This is a genomic window from Kitasatospora sp. NPDC056273 (assembly GCF_042268845.1).
Classification (GTDB): domain Bacteria; phylum Actinomycetota; class Actinomycetes; order Streptomycetales; family Streptomycetaceae; genus Kitasatospora.
The window spans coordinates 30169-46340 of record NZ_JBHJSJ010000032.1 but is presented as its reverse complement, the minus strand read 5'-3'; the positions used below and the strand labels follow the sequence as shown (position 1 = coordinate 46340).

Below are 16172 nucleotides of genomic sequence, written 5' to 3'. Positions count from 1 at the left end.
CCGTGCGTGTCCTGGCCTACGAGCTGCGCCGCCTGCGCGGCCTGCGTTCCACCTGGCTGCTGCTCGCCGCCGTGCTGCTCGGCGACGCCGTCGTGGCCGCCGTCCTGGCGGACCAGGCCCCGGACGGCCCGCTGGCCGCCCCGGCCGGGGTGCGGCTGCTGACCGCCGCCGTCCCGTTGGTCCCGCTGCCCTTCGCGGCGCTCGGCGCCGGGGTGCTGGGCGCGCTCTCGTACGGGCACGAGGTGCGCCACCCGGGGCTGCCGGCCTCGCAGGTGTCGTACCCGCGCCGGGTGCGACTGCTGCTGGCCAAGCTGCTGGTGATCGGGCCGGTGGCGGCCCTGCTGGCGCTGGCCACCCTGCTGCTCGACACGCTGGCCGTGCACCTCGCGCTGCCGGACGGCGTCACCGTGGCGGCCTGGGCGGACCCGGCCGCGCTGTCGGACCGGGTGTCCGCGGCGGTGACCGGCGCCGGGCTGTCCGGGCTGTCCGACCTGCCGGGCGTGTTCTCCCCGCTCGGCCTGACGGCCGGTCACGGGGTGCCCGCCGCCCTGCTGGCCTTCGTCCTGCTCACCGTGGTGGCGGCCTGGACCGGGGTGCTGACGGCCTCGCTGACCCGCAGCGCCGCGGCCGGGGTGCTGTTGCTGTGCGCGCTGCCGCCGCTGCTGGAGTCCGGCGTCGCCCTGCTGCTGCGTCACACCGGCAGGCCGTGGCCGACCCGGGCGGCCGAGCTGCTGCCGTTCCAGTCCGGGATCGAGTGGGCCTACGGCTGGGTGTACGGCGGTGCGCACGAGGCGGTGGCCGGGAGCGCGGCGCTGACCGATCCGGCGCTGCTCGCCGCGGTCGCGGCCCCCGCGGGGCTCCTGCTGCTCGCCGCCCTGCTGGCCCAGGCCCGCCGCCGCGCCCTGTAGGCCCGTGGCTGCGCATCGCGCAGGGCCTCCCGCACGGAGCCGCACCAGTGGGCGGCCCTGTTCGGTCCTGCGGAAGCCCCGGGGTGCGGTCCTGCCCGTGGCTACCAAGATCGACCAGCAGTGACCGTAATGCGCGGTTCTTCCTGATAAGAAGTCAATTATCCAGTCACGGTCGATCACCCTTTCGTGTGCTTTTCACGAGAATTCTCAAGCCACGCCTGCGGATCGCCGACAAAGGAGGCGTGAGTACCCTTGCGCACCCCACCATGACCCCCGCCCGTTCCGCCGATGGGCCCATCCACGGTCCCGGCGACCTGGACCGCTTCTCGTACGCCGACCGGCCGACCCCGCCGGCGCCCCGCTGGGAGGGCGCCGAGTCCGACATCGGCCGGGTCGGCCGCAAGACCACCAGCAGCCGCGGCCGCGGTCTGCACGGCCAGCTGGTCCAGCAGCTCGGCCAGATGATCGTCTCCGGCGATCTCGGTGCCGACCGCCCGCTGGTGCCCGAGGAGATCGGCCAGCGGTTCGAGGTCTCCCGGACCGTCGTCCGCGAGTCGTTGCGCGTGCTGGAGGCCAAGGGCCTGGTCAGCGCCCGGCCGAACGTCGGCACCCGGGTCCGTCCGGTCGGCGACTGGAACCTGCTGGACCCGGACATCATTGAGTGGCGCGCCTTCGGTCCGCAGCGGGACGAGCAGCGCCGGGAGCTGTTCGAGCTCCGCTGGGCGATCGAGCCGCTGGCCGCCCGGCTCGCCGCCGGCCACGGCCGGGAGGACGTCCAGCAGCGCCTGGTCGAGCTGGTCGAGATCATGGGCCACGCCGCCTCCCAGGCCGACCTCTCCACGTACACCCGGGCCGACGCCGAGCTGCACGGCCTGATCCTCCAGATGGCCGGCAACCGGATGCTGGAGCACCTGTCCGGGATCGTCGCCTGCGCGCTGCAGGTCTCGGGCGGCCCGGCGATCTCCTGCGAGCGGCCCTCCGAGTCCTCGGTCGGCCTGCACGCCCGGCTGGTGGACGCGCTGGGCGCCGGCGACGGCACCGCGGGCGAGGTCGCGATGCGGGCGCTGCTCACCGTCCATCCCGAGGTCGAGCCGTCCGTCCCCGCGCCCAGGGAGCACTGAACGGGCTGTTTCCACGAGCGGAGGCGCCGGCTGGCGGCGGTCCGCTCCGCCAGGGCCCTCCGGTCGCATCGTGCGGCGCAGCCGGGGGGCCTCCGCATGCCGTCACCCCTCGGGTCGACCGGAGCCGGGAGAACGTGGGGAACGCCGAGGGCGGGAGAAGGACGGGGAAGCCGGAGCTGGGGGAGCCGGGCCTGCCGGCCGCGCCCGGGAGGGGTCGCCGGGCCCGGGAGGGCGGCCCGGCGAAAGGCGAGCCCATTTCGCGGCTTGTCCATGACAACAGTTCACCTCGCGAGTGCGCGATGATGGAAGCGGCCCCGGGTTGCGGGCGCCGGGTCGGTGTGACCCGCGACACGAAGGCCATGCGTAACACTTGACGAGTAGCAGCGATGTGTCCTGAGCGGAAGCAGCTCCGGAATACTCCAACATGTCAGAATGCTGTGTTGGTCCGCGGCGCTGCTGCCGTCCTGCAAACCCAGTCCTCAAGCCCGAGTCGGTCGGAATCGACACCGCGCGTCCGACGCGCGATCTCCTTCCCCGCCCGCTCGGGCGGCCGGTACGGGTTCGAGATCCACTCATCGTCCGAGAGGTTGTTCGTGTCGGCCAGCACATCCCGTTCGCTTCCCCCCGAGATCGCCGAGTCCGCGGCTCTGCTGGCGCTCATCGAGCGGGGCAAGGCCCAGGGGCAGATCGCCGGTGACGACGTGCGCCAGGCGTTCGAGGCGGACCAGATCCCGGTCACCAAGTGGAAGAACGTCATGCGCAGCCTCAACCAGGTGCTGATTGAGGAGGGGGTGGACCTCATGGTCAGCGCGGCCGAACCGGCCGGCGCCAAGCGCAAGAGCGTTGCTGCCAAGAGCCCCACCAAGCGCACCGCCACCAAGGCTGTCACCACCCGGACCCCGGCCGCCTCGTCGGCCCCGACCAAGCCGCCCGTGCGGATCGCCCCCGGCGCTCCCGTCGCGGCTCCGGCCGTCGCGGCCGCCACGGCCTCGGCTCCCACCGTCTCCGCCGAGATCACCGCCGAGGGGAGGACCGCGGTCGGCTCCGAGCTGAAGGCGGCTCCCGCGAAGAAGGCCGCGCCGGCCAAGAAGGCTGCGGCGAAGAAGACCGCCGCGCCGGCCAAGAAGACCGCCGCCAAGAAGACCGCCGCCGGCAAGACCGCCAAGGGCGACGAGGAGCTGCTCGGCGAGGAGGAGCTGCTCGAGGACGTCGCGCTGCCCGGCGACAAGACCGAGGCCGAGGGCACCGCTCCGGAGGAGGAGTCGGAGGGCTTCGTCCTCTCCGACGACGACGAGGACGACGCGCCGGCCCAGCAGGTCGCCGTCGCCGGTGCCACCGCCGACCCGGTCAAGGACTACCTGAAGCAGATCGGCAAGGTCCCGCTGCTCAACGCCGAGCAGGAGGTCGAGCTCGCCAAGCGCATCGAGGCCGGCCTGTTCGCCGAGGACAAGCTCTCGGCCGCCGACAAGCTCGCCCCGAAGCTCAAGCGCGAGCTGGAGATCATCGCCGAGGACGGCCGCCGGGCCAAGAACCACCTGCTGGAGGCCAACCTCCGCCTCGTGGTCTCGCTGGCCAAGCGCTACACCGGTCGCGGCATGCTCTTCCTGGACCTGATCCAGGAGGGCAACCTCGGTCTGATCCGTGCGGTCGAGAAGTTCGACTACACCAAGGGCTACAAGTTCTCGACCTACGCCACCTGGTGGATCCGCCAGGCGATCACCCGCGCCATGGCCGACCAGGCCCGCACCATCCGCATCCCGGTGCACATGGTCGAGGTCATCAACAAGCTGGCCCGCGTCCAGCGCCAGATGCTCCAGGATCTGGGCCGCGAGCCCACCCCGGAGGAGCTGGCCAAGGAACTCGACATGACCCCCGAGAAGGTCATCGAGGTCCAGAAGTACGGTCGTGAGCCGATCTCGCTGCACACCCCGCTGGGCGAGGACGGCGACAGCGAGTTCGGTGACCTGATCGAGGACTCCGAGGCGGTCGTCCCGGCCGACGCGGTCTCCTTCACCCTGCTCCAGGAGCAGCTGCACTCGGTGCTGGACACCCTGTCCGAGCGCGAGGCGGGCGTGGTCTCGATGCGCTTCGGCCTGACCGACGGCCAGCCGAAGACGCTGGACGAGATCGGCAAGGTGTACGGGGTCACCCGTGAGCGCATCCGCCAGATCGAGTCGAAGACCATGTCGAAGCTGCGCCACCCGTCGCGCTCCCAGGTGCTGCGCGACTACCTGGACTGATCGACGGCAGTCGTTCCACGCGAAGGCCCGGAGCCGCACGGCTCCGGGCCTTCGCGGCTGTCCGGGCCCGGGCGCGTCAGCGTACGGGTGGTGGTTGTCCCTCGTCCGGGTGGCGGCGCGGCGGGAAGCGGTCGCACCGTGTAGCCGGTCACCTACGCTGTGCCGGTTGCCCGCTTCCGAGCCTCCTGGAGTCACGGTGCCGACCGAGCCGGACCGCACAGACCTGCCGACGCCCGCCCCGTTCCCGGCGGACCCCGCCGACCCGGCCGCCGACCGGGCGGGCCGCCGCTGCAGGGCCGCCGTGCTGGCGCTGCTCGCTGCCGTTCCCGTTCCGCTGGTCGCCCTCGGCACCGCGGCGCCGGCCGAGGCACAGCGCCGGGTGGTCGGCGGCAGCGCGGTGAGCACCGCGGACCACCCGTGGATCGTGGCGCTGTCCAGCCGCCAGCAGTTCGGCAGCGGCCGTTCCGGCCAGTTCTGCGGGGGTGCGCTGGTCACCCCGACCAAGGTGGTGACGGCCGCGCACTGCTTCTACGACGAGGCCAGGGGTCGGGTGGACCGGCCGGGCCTGAAGGTGATCGTCGGCCGGGACGACATGCGCGGCACGTCCGGCCGGGAGGTGGCGGTGCGGTCGGTCTGGATCCACCCCGACTACTCCTTCGCCGCCAACATGAACGATGTCGCGGTGCTCACCCTCGCCGAGTCCCAGGGCGCCCTGCCGGTGGTCGAGCTGGTCGGCCAGGGCGAGACCGAACCGTACGCGGCCGGGACCACGACCCAGGTGTACGGCTGGGGTGACACCACGGGGCGGGGCGACTACTCGCCCGTGCTGCGCGGGGTGTCCGTGCCGGTCGTGCCGGACCAGGTCTGTGCGCAGGCCTATCCGGGCGGGCAGGACGGGAGGTTCGACGCCCGGGGCATGGTCTGCGCGGGCGAGGAGAGGGGCGGCAAGGACGCCTGCCAGGGCGACAGCGGCGGCCCGATGATCGTCGACGGCCGGCTGGTGGGCCTGGTCTCCTGGGGGACAGGCTGTGCCGAGGCGGCCCACCCGGGCGTCTACACCAGGGTGTCCTCGGTCGCGGACGCGGTGCGCTCGGTGCTGTGACCACTCGCGACCACCCGCGACCACCGGTGAACGCCCGCGAACGCCGGTGGCAGCCGCGGACGTGGCACCTCCGGCGCCGCGATCGTCGCGGCGGGTGAGCGGCCGGTCACGTGCCGACACCGGGTTCTGACGCCGCGTCGGACGCCGCCGGGGCCACGGCCCGGGGCAACGGCGGGGGCCAAGAGGGCGGCCCGGGGTACAGCAGAGCCGGGCGACCGGCCCCCGAAGGGGTCCGTCGCCCGGCTCACCGGTCGCGCATGGTGCGCGACCGGACACAGCTCGAGGCCGGCTGCTGTTGGTGGCGCCCTGTATCAGCGCTCGTCGTCGGTGGCCGTCACGGTGGTCGCGGTGGTGAGACGGCCGCTCTCGTCCTGTATCTCCACGGCGATCTTCTTGAGCTCGGGCTCGAACTTCCGGCCGTGGTGGGCGCAGAAGAGCAGCTCTCCGCCGCTGGCGAGTACGACGCGCAGGTAGGCCTGGGCGCCGCAGCGGTCGCAGCGGTCAGCCGCGGTGAGCGGGCTCGCAGGGGTCAGAACAGTAGTCACGTCGCCTCTTCTCTAGCTCGACGAGCTGTCGTACCAGGGTCAACATCCAACCAGGCCGAAAACGTTCCCGCTCGTGGCTTTTCTTCTCTGAGGATTCTGCTGTGTTGATGAGGACGTGCCCCGGGCGCCGGTGGTTCATGCGTGCCGGATTCCGGGATCCGCCCTTCGCTCGAACGCCCGATCGGGATCGGGTGCGAGGTCCGCGTAGCATAATCCTCTGCCGGGTTGGAGCATAAGCCCCGTCCCGGGCCCCGGTAGCCTGCATAACGGCAGTTCCGGAGCCTGCGCCGGGCCCCACGATCCGCCAGGACCGGTGGTACCGGGAGGAGATGGCGCCCCCGGGGCCCACACCCGGGTGCGGTGCTTGTTCGCGCAGCGCGTACAAGCTGCGCGGGGCCGGTCCGTCGTGCTGTGCACCCGACGCACGGGTTCGGGCACGCAGGGCGACGGGTGTCGGTGCGGCGTGCTGCACTGGCGTTTGGTCCGGATGCGTCCGGATGTGACCGATGAGACAGATCTTCACCGAGGAGAGTGCCGCGTGAGTGCCGAAACGACCGTGCCGTCCGCGCTGCTGGCCGGCGACGACGGTTCCAACTACACCGCGCGGCACCTGCTCGTCCTGGAGGGCCTGGAGGCGGTCCGCAAGCGCCCCGGCATGTACATCGGCTCGACCGACAGCCGCGGTCTGATGCACTGCCTCTGGGAGATCATCGACAACTCCGTCGACGAGGCGCTCGGCGGCTACTGCGACCGCATCGACGTCGTGCTGCACCCCGACTCCTCGGTCGAGGTCCGGGACAACGGGCGCGGCATCCCGGTCGACGTCGAGCCCAAGACCGGGCTGTCCGGCGTCGAGGTCGTGATGACCAAGCTGCACGCCGGCGGCAAGTTCGGCGGCGGCTCCTACGCGGCCTCCGGCGGTCTGCACGGCGTCGGCGCCTCGGTCGTCAACGCGCTCTCCGCCCGCCTCGACGTCGAGGTCGACCGCAGCGGGCACACCCACGCGATCAGCTTCCGCCGCGGCACCCCCGGCATTTTCACCGAGACCAGCCCGGATGCGCCCTTCGAGGCCGGCAACGGCCTGACCAGGACCCGCAAGGTGCCGAAGACCCGCACCGGCACCCGGATCCGCTACTGGGCCGACCGGCAGATCTTCCTCAAGGACGCCAAGCTCTCCCTGGAGACGCTGCACAGCCGCGCCCGGCAGACCGCCTTCCTGGTCCCCGGCCTGACCATCGTGGTGCGTGACGAGCGGCTCACCGAGAGCGAGCAGATCGACGAGACGGTCTTCCGCTACGACGGCGGCATCGCCGAGTTCTGCGAGTTCCTGGCCCCCGACAAGCCGGTCTGCGACGTGCTGCGGCTGCGCGGCGAGGGCACCTTCAAGGAGACCGTGCCGGTCCTGGACGACCTCGGCCACATGACCCCCACCGAGGTCACCCGCCACCTCGGCGTGGACATCGCGCTGCGCTGGGGCGCCGGCTACGACACCACCCTGCGCTCCTTCGTCAACATCATCGCCACCCCCAAGGGCGGCACCCACATCACCGGCTTCGAGCGCTCGCTGGCCAAGACGGTCAACGAGGCGCTGCGCGCGAGCAAGCTGCTGCGCGTCGCCGAGGACGACATCACCAAGGACGACGCCACCGAGGGCCTCACCGCCGTCGTCACCGTCCGGCTCGCCGAGCCGCAGTTCGAGGGCCAGACCAAGGAGGTGCTCGGCACGTCGGCGGCCAACCGGATCGTCGCCGCCGTCGTCGCCAAGGAGCTCAAGGCCTTCCTCACCTCGGCCAAGAAGGACCAGAAGCTCCAGGCCCGGGCCGTGCTGGACAAGGTCGTCGCGGCCGCCCGCACCCGGGTCGCCGCCCGGCAGCACAAGGAGGCCCAGCGCCGCAAGACCGCGCTGGAGACCAGCTCGCTGCCCGCCAAGCTGGCCGACTGCCGCAGCGACGACGTCGACCGCAGCGAACTGTTCATCGTCGAGGGGGACTCCGCGCTCGGCACCGCCAAGCTCGCCCGCAACTCCGAGTTCCAGGCGCTGCTGCCGATCCGCGGCAAGATCCTCAACGTGCAGAAGGCGTCCGTGAGCGACATGCTCAAGAACGCCGAGTGCGCCGCGATCATCCAGGTGATAGGGGCCGGCTCCGGCCGCACCTTCGACATCGACCAGGCCCGCTACGGCCGGGTCATCTTCATGGCCGACGCCGACGTCGACGGCTCGCACATCCGCACCCTGCTGCTCACCCTCTTCCACCGCTACATGCGGCCGATGGTCGAGCAGGGCCGGGTCTTCGCCGCCGTGCCGCCGCTGCACCGGATCGAGCTCACCAGCCCCAAGCGCGGCCAGGAGAAGTACCACTACACCTACTCCGACGCCGAACTGCGCTCCACGCTGCTGGAGTTCCAGCGCAAGAACCAGCGCTGGAAGGAGCCGGTGCAGCGCTACAAGGGCCTCGGCGAGATGGACGCCGACCAGCTGGCCGAGACCACCATGGACCCGCGCCACCGCACGCTGCGCCGGATCAACCTGGGCGACCTGGAGCAGGCCGAGCGGATCTTCGACCTGCTGATGGGCAACGACGTCGCCCCGCGCAAGGAGTTCATCGTGGATTCGGCGGCCACCCTGGACCGCTCCCGCATCGACGCCTGATCCCGGCCGGACGCGAGGGCCCTCCACCCACGGGTGGAGGGCCCTCGCGCCGCCGGTTCCACCCGTGCTCCACCCCGGCTCCGATCAGCGGGAAGCGGCGGATCCGTAGCGTCGGAGAGGTCAGCAACAAGCCTCTCCTCGGGACGGAGAATCCGATGAGTTCCATCGCCAACATCCTCGTGGTCATCGCGGTGGTGGTCCTGGTGGTCCAGCGCCAGATGCGCGTCCAGCGGCTGGACACCGAGCGCCGGTTCTGGCTGCTGCCGCTGGTCCTGGGCGCGCTCGCGCTGCGCGACCCGCAGCTCGTCGACCACCAGCACACCGCGCTCTCCGCCACGCTGCTGGTCGCCGGCCTCGTCGCCGTGCTCGCGATGGGCACGGTCTGGGGCTGGACCGTACGGATCTGGCGGGCCCCCGACGGCGGCGTCCTGGTCAAGGGCACCAAGGCCACCGTGGCCGCCTGGTGCGGGATGATCGCCATCCGGATCGGCCTGTACGCGGTCGGCTCGGCCCTGCACGTCCACCAGGCGGGCAGCACGCTGCTGCTGGGCATGGCGGTCCTGCTGCTGGTCCGCTCCGTCGTGGTGAACTGGAGGGCCCGCACGCTGGAGCCCGCGCGGACCGCCGCCGGACTGCGCTGACCCGCCGCCGTGAGCATCGAGGAGGCCCCCGTGGCCGGGTGGTACTGGACCCGCTGGCCGTCCCGGGAAGGGATCGGCCGCGAGGACGAGAGCCGGCCGCGGCGGGTCCTCACCGTGTTCGGCCGGACCGTCCTGGTGGTCGTCGTCGGCTGGGGGACCTTCTCCGGCGGCCGGTACGCCGGCTGGGCCGCGGCCGCCGCGGCGGCCGGGCTGGCCGCGGCCTTCGCCCTCAGCGCGGGGTACCTGCGGGTCACCCGGGAGCAGCGCCCGGCGGCCTCGTACCTGCTGGCCGCAGGCCTGGTCGGCGCGGGCTGGCTCGCCAACCAGGGGTTGGCCTACACGCTGGCCGACTTCCTCTGGATCGGGCTGGCCGTGACGGCCCTGATCCGGTTGCCGCCCGCGCCCGCGCTGTGCGCCGCGGCGGTCGCGCTGGGCTCGTACACGGCGGCCTCCCCGGCGAGCTGGCTCAGCATCGCCGCCACCATCGGAGGGTCCGTCCTGGTCGGCTTCCTGCTGCGGCTGGACATCGAGGCGCGCGGCACCGCCCGCCTGCTGCTCGCCCAGGAGCGGGCCGCCCGGGCCGCCGAGGCGGAGAGCGCGGCGCTCGCCGAACGGGCCAGGATCGCCCGGGAGATCCACGACGTGCTCGCCCACAGCCTCTCCGCGCAGCTCGTCCACCTGGAGGCGGCGCGGCTGATGCTGGACGCCGGGACGGACCGCGAGCAGGTCCGCGAACGGGTCGTCGCCGCCCGGCGGATGGCGCAGGACGGGCTGGCCGAGACCCGGCAGGCGCTGTCCGCGCTGCGCGGGGAGTTCACCCCGGTCGGGGAGTTCCTGGTGGAGCTGACCGGGCGGGAGCGGGCCGCCCTCACCGTCACCGGCACGCCCCGGCCGCTCGCCGCCGAGGCCGCCCTCGCGGTGCGGCGCACCGCGCAGGAGGCGGTGACCAACGTCCGCAAGCACGCGTCCGGCGCCCGCTGCGCCGTCGAACTGCGCTACCTGGACGGCGCGGTGGAGCTGGAGGTGCGCAACACCCGGCCGCCGCGCGGCCCGTCCGCGGCCGAGCCGGCGTCGGGGGAGCTGGCGGCCAGCGGCAGCGGGTACGGTCTGCTGGGGATGCGCGAACGCGCGGAACTGCTCGGCGGCACGCTGCTGGCGGGCCCGGAGGACGGAGGGTGGCGCGTGCTGCTGCGGGTGCCGGCATGACGGAGCCGGCGATCAGGGTGCTGGTCGCGGACGACCAGACGGTGGTGCGCGAGGGCATCGTGATGCTGCTGGGGCTGCTGCCCGGCATCGAGGTGGTCGGTGCGGCGGGGGACGGGGAGGAGGCCGTCGCCCTGGTGGAGCGTCATCACCCGGACGTGGTGCTGATGGATCTGCGGATGCCGCGCTGCGACGGCGTCGAGGCGACGAGGCGGATCCGCACGGCGCACCCGGAGACCGAGGTGGTGGTGCTCACCACCTACGCCGACGACGAATCGCTGTTCCCGGCGCTCCAGGCCGGGGCGCGCGGCTACCTCACCAAGGACGCCGGCGGCGAGGAGATCGCCCGGGCCATCGCGGACGTTCGCTCGGGCGCCGCCGGGCTCTCCCCGCAGATCCAACTCCGGTTGCTGGAAAGGCTTTCGGAGCAGCCCGGCGGCTCCGGGCCGGCCGCCGGGCCGCCGGTCGGCCGGCCGGGGGAGCTGCCCGACGGGCTGACCGTCCGGGAGGCCGAGGTGCTGGCGCTGATCGCCCAGGGGCTGTCCAACGCGGAGATCGCCCAACGGCTGTTCGTCAGCCAGGCCACCGTGAAGACCCACATCAACAATCTGTTCGCCAAGACCGCGGTACGGGACCGGGCTCAGGCGGTCGCCTACGCCTTCCGACACGGAATCACCGGGACGCAGCAGTAGTCCGATGAGTGTCTGTCGGATGATCGATCACCTCATCGAGTGAACGTATCTGCGATGGTCAGAGGCGTTGTCCTAGGGCCGCCATCATGGTTCGGGTCAGAACATCCGGCCGTCCAGGAGCATCAGTGCCACAGCAGCAGACGAGCAGCCCCGGCCAGGGGCAGCGATTCGACTGGTGGGCCGCTCCGGCCGCCGGCACCCCCGTTGAGCCCGCCGAGCCATCGGCTGCGCACCGCCGGTCGGCGGTACCGGCGCAGTCGGGCCCCATCCGTACGGAGCACACCCGTCCGGACCGGTCGGCAGAGGCAGTCGGCGAGCCTGTGGCCGTCGGCGCACCGATCCACGGGCCCGCCGTCGAGCCGTTCGCCCAGAGCACCCCCGTCGACCAAGCGGCCCCGGCCGCACCGCACGCACCCCTCGGGTCCCTCGCGCCACGGGACGAGGAACCGGTCGCCGACCGGACCGAGGTCTACCGGGAGGTCCAGGCCAGCGCGGCCTTCCGGCAGATCCGCCGCAGCTACCGGACCTTCGTCTTCCCCATCACCGGCGGCTTCCTCGCCTGGTACCTGCTGTACGTCGCCGCCCAGGCCGGTGCCCCCGACCTGATGCGCCGCGCGGTGGCCGGCCCGCTCAACGTGGCCTGGCTGCTGGGACTTCTGCAGTTCGCCTCGACCTTCCTGCTCGCCTGGCTCTACGCCCGCAACGCCCGGACCAAGCGCGACCGCGCCGCCCTGGGCCTGCGCTGGGACACCCAGGACCAGCTGCGATGACGACCCTGATGGCCACCGTGCCCACCGACGCGGCCGTGGCCGCCGTGAGGACCGCCGCGCGGACCGTGGTGTCGACCGCCACCCCGCCCCCGGTCGCCCCCACCGGCGACCACCACTCGCTCGCCATCGCGCTGTTCGCCGTCGTCGTCCTGGTCACCCTGGGGGTCACCCTCTGGGTCGGCCGCCAGGGCAACGCCGCCGAGGACTTCTTCGCCGGCGGCCGCGACTTCACCCCGCTGCAGAACGGCTTCGCGCTCTCCGGCGACTACCTGTCCGCGGCCTCCTTCCTGGGCGTCGCCGGGCTGATCGCGCTCTACGGCTACGACGGCGTGCTCTACAGCATCGGCTTCCTGGTCGCCTGGCTGGTCGTGCTGATGCTGGTCGCCGAACTCGTCCGCAACGCCGGCCGGTACACCCTCGCCGACGTGCTCGCGCTGCGGCTGCGCCGCCGCAAGGTGCGCGCCGCGGCCGGCGGCGCCAGCGTCGTGGTCACCCTGCTCTACCTGGTGGCCCAGATGGTCGGCGCCGGTTCGCTGGTCGCCCTGCTGCTCGGCACCGGCAGCCCGCACGCCCGCACCTGGACCATCATCGCGGTCGGCGCCCTGATGATCGTCTACGTCACCATCGGCGGGATGCGGGCCACCACCTGGATCCAGATCATCAAGGCCTTCCTGCTGACCGGCGGTTCGGTGCTGCTGACGGTGCTGCTGGTGGTCCGCTTCCACGGGGACCTCGGCGAGCTGATGCGCCAGGCCGCCGACCACAGCGGTGCCGGGCACCGCTACCTGGAGCCCGGGCTCAAGTACGGCGGCAGCCTCACCAGCCGGCTGGACTTCGTCAGCCTCGGCCTCGCCCTGGTGCTCGGCACCGCGGGCCTGCCGCACATCCTGTCCCGCTTCTACACCGTGCCCACCGCGCGGGCCGCCCGCCGCTCCACGATGTGGGCGATCGGCCTGGTCGGCAGCTTCTACCTGATGGCCATCGTGCTCGGCCTCGGCGCCACCGCGCTGATCGGCTCGGCCGAGGTGCGGCACGCCAACTCGGCCGGGAACACCGCCGTTCCGCTGCTCGCCCTGGTGCTCGGCGGCGGCAACGGCAGCACCGGCGGGGTGGTGCTGTTCGCCCTGATCTCGGCGATCGCCTTCGCCACCATCCTCGCCGTGGTCGCCGGGCTCACCCTGGCCTCCTCGGCGGCCTTCGCCCACGACGTCTGGGCCGGCGCCTGGCGCGCCCGGCCCGCCCGCGAGCAGGCGAAGAACGGTCGCGGGCGCCGTCGTCGGGGCGAGACCGTCCCGGCCTCCCGGTCGGAGGAGTCGGTGTCCGGGATCAGCGAGCAGCAGGAGGTGGTGGTCGCCCGGTTCGCCGCCGCCGGGATCGGTGCGACGGCGATCGTGATCAGCCTCTTCGCCCAGCAGCTGAACGTCGCCTTCCTGGTCGGCCTGGCCTTCGCCGTCGCCGCCTCCTCGAACCTGCCGGTGCTGCTGTACAGCCTGTTCTGGTCGCGGTTCACCGCCCGCGGCGCGGTCTGGGCGGTGTACGGCGGGCTGGTCCCGGCGATCGTGCTGGTGTTCTTCTCGCCGGTGGTGTCCGGCTCCCACGAGGCGCTCTTCCCCGGCCTCGACTTCCACTGGTTCCCGCTGGAGAACCCGGGCCTCGTCTCCATCCCGCTCGGCTTCCTCGCCGGGTGGCTCGGGACGGTCACCTCGTCCGAGCCCGCCGACCCGGACCGGTTCGCCGAGCTGGAGGTACGCGCTCTCACCGGTGCGGGCGCGGCCTGAGCCGTCGCGCCCGGGGAACCCCGGCGGGCCTGGGGCCGCCGGGGTTCCCCCCTGTCCGGGCCCGGTCCGGCGGTCATCGGCCCCGACCGGAACGGCTACGCCCGGGCCGCCAGGCCGTAACGGTGCTCCGGGCGGCCGGTGTCGCCGTACCGCAGGGTCAGCCGCAGCCGGCTGTCCCGTTCCAGCTGCTTGAGGTAGCGCTGCGCGGTGGAGCGGCTCAGCCCGGTGGCATCGGCGACCTCCTGGGCGGAGAGCGGCCGGCCGGCCCGGCGCAGGACGCCCATCACCAGGTCGGTGGTGGGCGCCGAGTGGCCCTTGGGGAGCGGCCCGGCCGGGGCGGCGGCGCTGCGCAGGGTCGCGAACAGCCGGTCCACCTCGTCCTGGCCGGCCTCCCGGGCCGGGGCGGCGAGCGCGTGCCGCAGCTGGGCGTACGCCACCAGCTTCTCCCGCAGTCCGGCGAAGGTGAACGGCTTGACCAGGTACTGGAGCGCGCCGTGCTGCATCGCGGCGTGCACCGTCGACACGTCCCGGGCGGCCGTCACCATCATCACGTCGCAGGCCACCTGGCGTTCCCGCAGCCGGCGCACCAGGGCCAGGCCGGTCTCGTCCGGCAGGTGGTGGTCGAGCAGCAGCAGGTCCACCGGTCGGCGCTCCAGGGCGGCCAGTGCCTCCCCGGCCGAGTGCGCGGTGCCGGTCACCCGGAAGCCGGGGACCTTGGCCACGTAGGCGGCGTGCACGTCCGCGACCCGGAAGTCGTCGTCCACCACGAGTACGTCGATCATCACGCCTCCACGAGCTGGGTGGTGAGCAGGGCCTCGGGCAGCTCGACGGTGAACCGGGCGCCGCCGAGCGGCCCGGTGTCGAGCACGATCCGGCCACCGGTCCGTTCGACCAGCCGCCGCACCATCGCCAGCCCCAGCCCGCGCGGACGGTGCGCGGGCGCGTCCTTGCTGCTCCACCCCTCTTCGAAGACCTGCTCGCGCAGCTCCTCCGGCACGCCCGGGCCGCTGTCCGCGACCTGCAGCAGCAGCGTCGGGCCGGCCGCCGCCAGGCTCACCTCCACCCGGCCCCCGCCGCCGGCGGCCAGAGCGTCCACCGCGTTGTCGATCAGGTTGCCGAGCACCGTCACCAGCGCCCGGGCGTCCACCACGGCGTCCGGCAGGTGCGCCGCCGGGGCCAGCGCCAGCCGCACCCCGCGCTCGCCCGCCACCGCGCTCTTGCCCGCCAGCAGCGCCGCCACGTGCGGGTCCTGCACCTGCTCGGCGATCCGGGCCGCGACCACCGCGTGCGAGCCGGACTGCTCCGAGATGAACGCCACCGCCTGCTCGTGACGGCCCAGTTCCAGCAGGCCCAGCAGGGTGTGCATCCGGTTGGCGTGCTCGTGGTCCTGGGCCCGCAGCGCCTCGGTCAGGCTGCGGGTGGTGTCCAGCTCACGGACCAGTGACTCCAGCTCGGTGCGGTCCCGCAGGGTCACCACGGCGCCGCCCTCGGGCGTGGCCGTCCGGTTGACCACCAGCACCCGGTCGTCCCGGACGGCCGGCAGGTCGGCGCCGGCGATCCGCCCGGCGAGCACGTCCGCCAGCCGGCCCGGCGGCAGCACCGCGCCGATCGGGCGGCCGGCGCAGTCCTCGGGCAGGCCGAGCAGCCGGAACGCCTCGTCGTTGGCCAGCCGGATCCGGCCGTGCTCGTCCAGCGCCACCATGCCCTCGCGGATGCCGTGCAGCATCGCCTCCCGTTCCACCAGCAGCGCGGAGATGTCGGCCAGCGCGATGTTGTGGGTGCGGCGCTTGAGGCGGCGGGCCAGGAGGAGGGTGGCGAGCGTCCCGGCGGCGAGGCCGGCGGCCGCGCACAGCAGGATCCCGGTGAGCATCTTCAGCAGCCGGCGGCGGATCGAGTCGTCGCTGATGCCGACCGAGACCTCGCCGACGATCCGGCCGTCCGCCATCCGCAGCGGCACCTTGCCCCGGGCCGTGCGGCCCAGGGTGCCCTGCTGGATGGCGGTGACGCTGCGGCCGCTGAGGGCGGGCTCCGGGTCGGTGCTGACCCGCTGGCCGATCCGGCCCGGGTCGGTGTGCGAGAGCCGGATGCCGTCCAGGTCGGTGACCACCACGAAGCTGGCGCCGGTGGCCAGCCGGATCTGCTCGGCGTTGCGCTGCGCGGCCACCACGTCGCGGCCGGCGGCGGCCCGGGCGATGTTCTCGTCGGTGGCGGTGGCCTGGGCGATCGACAGCGCCCGCTGCATCGCGTCGTGGTCCAGCTCGCTGCTGACCGGGGCCAGGAACAGCCCGGCGGTCACGGCGGTGACACCGACGGTGACGACGGTCTGGCTCAGCAGCAGCTGGGCGAAGACCCGGCGGGGCCGGCGGGCGAGCTTCATCCGGGCCTCCTCTCGGCGGCTGCGGGGGAATCGGATGTCCGGGAGCGGGGGTGGGAGCGGGGGGGCGGGGGGGCGGGGTGGGGGCGCCTCCGGTGGGGTGGGTCGGGACACCCTATGTTTCCGCGCTGTTTCTGTCAGCCGCGTC

The 16172-nt window shown here is 73.3% G+C and carries 13 protein-coding genes; 10 read left to right on the top strand and 3 right to left on the bottom strand.

Annotated features, from left to right (window positions below; genetic code table 11):
- The first annotated feature begins 2 nt into the window (after positions 1-2).
- The 4 genes from ACFCY1_RS25830 to ACFCY1_RS25815 all read left to right on the top strand — a co-directional run bounded on the left by ACFCY1_RS25830 (position 3) and on the right by ACFCY1_RS25815 (position 5371).
- Positions 3-908 carry a hypothetical protein gene (locus ACFCY1_RS25830; RefSeq protein WP_375876183.1) on the top strand — a complete coding sequence of 302 codons (906 nt, stop codon included), beginning with the start codon at positions 3-5 and terminating at the stop codon, positions 906-908.
- Between the two features lie 188 nt (positions 909-1096).
- Complete coding sequence (locus ACFCY1_RS25825) at positions 1097-2029, top strand: FadR/GntR family transcriptional regulator (protein ID WP_049650790.1); 933 nt, start codon at positions 1097-1099, stop codon at positions 2027-2029.
- A gap of 587 nt (positions 2030-2616) precedes the next feature.
- Positions 2617-4269 carry an RNA polymerase sigma factor gene (locus ACFCY1_RS25820; protein ID WP_375876182.1) on the top strand — a complete coding sequence of 551 codons (1653 nt, stop codon included), beginning with the start codon at positions 2617-2619 and terminating at the stop codon, positions 4267-4269.
- Positions 4270-4570: 301 nt separating this feature from the next.
- Positions 4571-5371 carry a trypsin-like serine protease gene (locus tag ACFCY1_RS25815; protein WP_049650795.1) on the top strand — a complete coding sequence of 267 codons (801 nt, stop codon included), beginning with the start codon at positions 4571-4573 and terminating at the stop codon, positions 5369-5371.
- Positions 5372-5682: 311 nt separating this feature from the next.
- On the opposite strand, the gene ACFCY1_RS25810 is transcribed toward ACFCY1_RS25815, so the two are convergent.
- A complete protein-coding gene (locus ACFCY1_RS25810; protein ID WP_049650788.1) occupies positions 5683-5916 on the bottom strand; it encodes a hypothetical protein in 234 nt (77 codons plus the stop codon).
- 538 nt (positions 5917-6454) lie between these two features.
- Here ACFCY1_RS25810 and ACFCY1_RS25805 point away from each other — a divergent pair.
- The 6 genes from ACFCY1_RS25805 (at position 6455) to ACFCY1_RS25780 (ending at position 13650) form a co-directional block, all read left to right on the top strand.
- Complete coding sequence (locus tag ACFCY1_RS25805; protein WP_049650787.1) at positions 6455-8566, top strand: type IIA DNA topoisomerase subunit B; 2112 nt, start codon at positions 6455-6457, stop codon at positions 8564-8566.
- A gap of 155 nt (positions 8567-8721) precedes the next feature.
- Complete coding sequence (locus ACFCY1_RS25800) at positions 8722-9207, top strand: DUF1453 domain-containing protein (RefSeq protein ID WP_375876181.1); 486 nt, start codon at positions 8722-8724, stop codon at positions 9205-9207.
- A 30-nt stretch (positions 9208-9237) separates the two neighbouring features.
- On the top strand, positions 9238-10413 hold the full coding sequence (locus tag ACFCY1_RS25795; protein ID WP_375876180.1) for a sensor histidine kinase: 1176 nt from the start codon (positions 9238-9240) through the stop codon (positions 10411-10413).
- The gene (locus tag ACFCY1_RS25790) at positions 10410-11102 is read left to right on the top strand and encodes a response regulator transcription factor (RefSeq protein WP_049650785.1); all 693 of its coding nucleotides are present in this window, start codon (positions 10410-10412) and stop codon (positions 11100-11102) included. Before ACFCY1_RS25795 ends, ACFCY1_RS25790 begins: the two co-directional genes overlap by 4 nt.
- A 320-nt stretch (positions 11103-11422) precedes the next feature.
- Positions 11423-11872, top strand: a complete 450-nt coding sequence (locus ACFCY1_RS25785; RefSeq protein ID WP_181970691.1) for a DUF485 domain-containing protein — start codon at positions 11423-11425, stop codon at positions 11870-11872.
- The gene (locus tag ACFCY1_RS25780; RefSeq protein WP_234348313.1) at positions 11869-13650 is read left to right on the top strand and encodes a cation acetate symporter; all 1782 of its coding nucleotides are present in this window, start codon (positions 11869-11871) and stop codon (positions 13648-13650) included. The genes ACFCY1_RS25785 and ACFCY1_RS25780 overlap by 4 nt, the downstream gene beginning before the upstream one ends.
- A 95-nt stretch (positions 13651-13745) precedes the next feature.
- Here ACFCY1_RS25780 and ACFCY1_RS25775 read toward each other — a convergent pair whose 3' ends face one another.
- Together ACFCY1_RS25775 and ACFCY1_RS25770 are read right to left on the bottom strand one after the other, a co-directional pair.
- Positions 13746-14432, bottom strand: a complete 687-nt coding sequence (locus ACFCY1_RS25775; RefSeq protein ID WP_049650784.1) for a response regulator — start codon at positions 14430-14432, stop codon at positions 13746-13748.
- Positions 14432-16027: an ATP-binding protein gene (locus tag ACFCY1_RS25770; RefSeq protein WP_375876179.1), complete on the bottom strand. Its 1596-nt coding sequence runs from the start codon at positions 16025-16027 to the stop codon at positions 14432-14434. Before ACFCY1_RS25770 ends, ACFCY1_RS25775 begins: the two co-directional genes overlap by 1 nt.
- Positions 16028-16172 lie beyond the last annotated feature (145 nt).

What these genes read in the sequence shown, in the direction of transcription:
- ACFCY1_RS25790 (WP_049650785.1), top strand. Translation starts at nt 10,410, where the DNA reads ATGACGGAGCCGGCGATCAGGGTGCTGGTCGCGGACGACCAGACGGTG.
- ACFCY1_RS25775 (WP_049650784.1), bottom strand. Translation starts at nt 14,432, where the DNA reads ATGATCGACGTACTCGTGGTGGACGACGACTTCCGGGTCGCGGACGTG.
- ACFCY1_RS25780 (WP_234348313.1), top strand. Translation starts at nt 11,869, where the DNA reads ATGACGACCCTGATGGCCACCGTGCCCACCGACGCGGCCGTGGCCGCC.
- ACFCY1_RS25800 (WP_375876181.1), top strand. Translation starts at nt 8,722, where the DNA reads ATGAGTTCCATCGCCAACATCCTCGTGGTCATCGCGGTGGTGGTCCTG.
- ACFCY1_RS25770 (WP_375876179.1), bottom strand. Translation starts at nt 16,027, where the DNA reads ATGAAGCTCGCCCGCCGGCCCCGCCGGGTCTTCGCCCAGCTGCTGCTG.